Origin of the sequence: Citrobacter sp. Awk 4 (assembly GCF_028069725.1) — a bacterium.
GTDB lineage: Bacteria > Pseudomonadota > Gammaproteobacteria > Enterobacterales > Enterobacteriaceae > Citrobacter_D.
On the sequence record NZ_JANEWG010000139.1, the window covers coordinates 1 to 664 of the forward strand.

The following is a 664-nucleotide window of genomic DNA, read 5'->3' on the forward strand; positions in this document are numbered from 1 at the left end:
TTATCTATACTTCCTAAAAAATTGACAGCATGACCATATTTTTCAATAAGCTCGGTCTCTTTTGGACCATAACCGACAATTGTCAAGTATTTATCGGTTTCAGTCATCACTTTGCATAGCAGTTCTAAATTTTTTTCATCGGCAATTCGGCCCACATAGATATACTTTATGTTTTTACTTCCTATAAGGCAATGTATCGATTGCCCACTTTGACAATAGAATTTTTCATTTAAAACACCAACACCATTTGTGTAAACCAACTCCCCTGAAAAATTCATTTCATGAAAGATTTCAGCCTGCAAGTGCCCCGAAGGAAGACCTGTTGCCATGCGCTTCAAAAATAATTTTTTCAGCATCCACTTGAGAAGTGACCTTTCTGTTTCCAGAATAGAACTTTCTACTGCTACACAATTTTTTCTTTTCGTTGTCAATAATGATAGTAAGCAGAGTTCTTTTATTTCCCATCCAGGGAAAACTAATTTTTTATACTTTATAGAAGACAGTATTTTTATTATTTTTAGTAAACCACTTAACCTAGAGCGCTGTTCAAAAGCGCCCTTATTAATAAAAACATATTCAAAACGCATATCCCCTTTATAGAAATCATCTTTCCTAATATCTGATTTATCTGCCAAGAAAATAACCTTTACGCTAAATTTATCAG

The 664-nt window shown here is 33.4% G+C and carries 1 pseudogene; it reads right to left on the minus strand.

Annotated features, from left to right (window positions below):
* Window positions 1–635: pseudogene (locus tag NNO04_RS22530) on the minus strand (hypothetical protein); the annotation flags it as partial.
* Window positions 636–664 lie beyond the last annotated feature (29 nt).